General features: G+C 58.3%; 2 protein-coding genes. Both read right to left on the reverse strand.

Translation table 11 applies throughout. The features are described from left to right. Positions 1 to 2,105: diguanylate cyclase domain-containing protein (locus tag EGI20_RS16420; protein ID WP_498632760.1), on the reverse strand; the 2,105-nt coding region annotated here is incomplete at its 3' end. A gap of 168 nt (positions 2,106 to 2,273) precedes the next feature. After that, positions 2,274 to 3,713 (reverse strand): hypothetical protein, encoded by a 1,440-nt coding sequence (locus EGI20_RS16425; protein WP_498632762.1) that lies wholly within the window; start codon positions 3,711 to 3,713, stop codon positions 2,274 to 2,276. Positions 3,714 to 3,834: the final 121 nt, after the last annotated feature.

The following is a 3,834-nucleotide window of genomic DNA, read 5'->3' on the forward strand; positions in this document are numbered from 1 at the left end:
AGTTGCCCATGGGCTTCATCACAATGGCGCAGGATTAAGGCAAATTCGTCGCCCCCCATGCGAGCAATGCTATCCGATTCGCGCAAGCCCTCGTGGAGAATGCCCGCCACCGCCTGCAGCATCAGATCGCCCGCCTGATGCCCTCCCTTGTCATTGACTTCCTTGAAATAATCCAGATCCAGCATGGCCACCGTGACGATAGGCAGACGCCCACCCTCCAGCAACTGGCCAAGCTCCTGCTGCAGGGCACGCCGGTTGAGCAGGCCGGTCAATGGGTCGTGCGTCGCCTGATAGCGCTGCTCCTGCTCGCGCTGCCGCCGCTCGGCATCATCGTGCAGCACATATATCCGGTAGCCCTGCATCACCCCCTGCGTGGCGACGAATGATAGCGCCAACGCCATGGCCCTGACCTCGCCACCCTCAGTCTCCATATCCAGCTCGATATGTGCACCGGCCGTGAAGCCATCCAGCTCATGCGCTGCGAGCAGCTTGCCCGTCTCGGGATGGCGAAAGTCGACCAGATTGCAAAAGCGGTGCCCAAGCGGATCGTCAGCCTTAATCCCAAGCAGTGCTTGCGCAGGCTGATTAAGGAATTCCACTTCATCGCACTGATTGGTCAACACAACTGCATCAGAGATGGAGCCCAGTATTGCCAGCGCCCGTTCACGCTCGCCGGCCAATGCCTGCTGCTCTGCGTGCTGTTGCGTCACATCAAGCAGGATGACCAGGCAATGCGCATCATCCAATAAGGTCAAGCGTAACTCGAGCAACAGGCATAGCCCCTGCGGATGGGATAAGTGGCTGCGGCGCTGGACGACCCCGCCTACGCTGAGCTCTTCCGCCATCAGCTGAATCAGATGCCGGGATTCTGCCGCATCGAAATTCTTCAGCCAGCTGCCGTCAATGCCGCTCACTGCGAGCATTTTCGCCGCGACTTGGTTGTGATAACGAACTTCACCCAGGCGATCACATACCAGTACGCCTAATGGCGAAGCATCATTCAATGCCCGGAAAAAAGCCTCGCGCTCACTCAGACGCAACTCGAATGCCTGTCGCCCGGCGAGCAAGTCATTCAGCGTACTAGCCATCTCGACCAGTTCACTGGAGCCGACCACATTCAATGCACGGGCAGTCGACGGATCCTGCCAATACTGTAACTGCTGCTGCAGTACCGACAGCGGTGCCAGCATTTTGCGCATCGCAAGCCAGGCTAACAATGGCAACAGCAGCATCATCGCCAAGCCAATCCACAACAGAGTGCGGGTAAAGCGTTGCAAAGGCAAATAGGCCTCACGTAACGGGATCGCCGCGCCTAATACCCAGTTCACACTTTGCAATTTCAGCAAGGAAGCCAGTCCATCCTCTCCCTGCGACAATGCCCCTTCACTCACCCCTGACCAGTTTTCAACCACGGCCCGGTATAGCGCCGGTGCCTGCTCGCGCGGCGGGATAGGATGATCAATCCATGCAGAATCGGGATGAAACAAAAAGCGGCGACTCTGCTGCGCGACCAAAACAATATAGCCCTGCTCGCCAATCGCGAGTTGCGATAACTCGCCGAAAAATTCAGGTGAAAACAACTCAAGCGAGCCTCCCAACATACCGGCAAAGCGCCCATCAGGCGTAAGAATCGGTGCGCTAAAGACCACCACATGACGCCGCGAAGGCGTCTTGGCACGAAACGGCTCAGAAATCTGCGGGGTAAGGGTGTCACGCGTGCGCTGGAAATAGCCGCGTTCAGCGACACTCAATCCGACTCGACCGGGAATGTGCGGGTAATCAGCCACAATCACACCATTGTGGTCATACAGCACCGCGCTGCTGAACATACCCTTCAGGTAGTGAAAACGGGAGATCAGATTAGGGGCATCACGGATCAGCTCCTCCGGCGTCAGCGTCAGCGATGCGGCACCACGAATAACCAATTGCTGACGTGTACGGATGCGATCATCCAGATCTACGGCAGTGCGCTCTACCAGTCCCTGCAGGTGCGTCATCTGCAGGCTGCGCAGTTGTTGCTTGCCATCGAGGTAATAAATGCCGGCAACCAATAGGGTCAACCCCCACCCCAGCAGCACACAAAATAGTGCGGCTCTGAATTTCATTGAATTCAGCCTGATCTTACCCCGCACATATCACCTATTTTTATTAATTGGTATAGCGATTAAAATACTCCACAATTATGCAAATAGGAATACATGGCGGTCGAATTAAATGCTCAAGCAATAAAAAACCGCCCATCAGGGCGGTGGTGCAAATAAATGGCGTGAAAACTAATGCCAGCGCGTCTGCTGTTCGGATAATGCAATCCCTGCTTCTTGCATGCAGTCCACCAGATCCTGCCAGCAAGCCTGCCTGTCGGATGCCACATCCGGCACCACCAGCCATGGCGTGCGGGCAATAATCTCTTTGCTTTGCGAACGGCGCAGCGCCACATCATAGCCCTGCAACTCAGGCTGGTACTCAGCCACCGCCTCCAGCTCACGCAAGCTGGCAAGACTGGTAGCAGCAATCGCCACCGTCAGCCCCAAACGTTTTCTGTTCCATGCGCGCACACCGGCTTCCAACGCATCCCAAATCGGCAAAGGCGCAAACAGCTCGGCCTCGCCATACTCCATCTCGCGGCTGATTGCATGCTGCACCAGCGGCATCGCCGCATCCAGCGCCTTGCGCGAGAGCTTGCGCACCTGCTCGTGCCCCAGCACCCCGCGCTCGGCCAGAAACGGAATCCAGGCCAGCACCAGCTGGGCATCCGGCGTCTGGTCGGCGGCCTCAAAGGTGGCGCGCGATGCCTCGGGGTCGGCCGGGGCGAAGTCGCAACCGGCATCCATAATCGGCGCCAGATGCACAAGGCTCTGGCAGGCGCGCTCGTTCAGCATGTCCAGCGTGAAAATGGTGGGCGAAACCCACAAAATGGATTTTTCCGGTACTTCCAGCGCATCGGCCAGCGCCACTTCGACCCGTTCCATCAACGGGTAATGCCACCATACCCCGCCCTTGGCACGCGAGAAAGCAAGCGGTAAAGCCCACAATTCAAACGATGCAAAGCTGCCATCCGGGCGCACCACCTCGGGACGGGCAATCGCGCCCCGTGCCGTTTCGACCAATAATTCGCGCACCGGCGCCTCGGCCAATAGCCCCAGCTGGGCCTCGGTAAACACCGCCTGATCGCCCCCCATCAGCACCTGCTGTACGGCGGCCGTCAGCTGCATGCGCGCCATAGGCTCGGCCAGTGCCTCGCGCGCCTTGTCCATCAGGCCGACAATCGCGGCCTGACGCTCGGCCGGCGGCAAAGGCTCGGTCGGAATCACACGCATTTCGCGCTGCATCGGATTGGCTTCACGCTCGGCATAAGCCTTGTTCAGCCGATCGTACAAGGCCATGGCCTCGTCGCAGATGCGCTGCAAGGCGGCGGCAGTCGGCGGCTCCTCCATGAAATTGAAGTCAAACATGCGCAAACCGCTATTGCAGACATAGTGGGTGATGTTTTCAGCTTCGTCGTATAGCACGGCACTGGCAAAACCCTCCGCTTCACGCCCGGCAAACGGCATATTGTCGTTACCGACCAGACGGCAGATAAAGGCCGGTGCCTCGGTGTGCACGATGTACTCATAAGGCTCCAGCCCCTTGTCGTCGACGGCATCGCCAAAGATAAAGCGGTTGGGAACAAAAGGATCGCCCTTGATGCGTGCGTTGCGGGGATGCGGTTTCATGTGTGACTCGGGACCAGACGGAAATTCAGCCTGCCATTCTACCGCGCCCCAGTGCCGGCGTGTTAGCCATGCGGCGGCGCCAGTGCCCTCGCTCAGCATCCAGCCACAGCACCTGTGCATC

This window comes from Aquitalea sp. S1-19 (assembly GCF_024343515.1).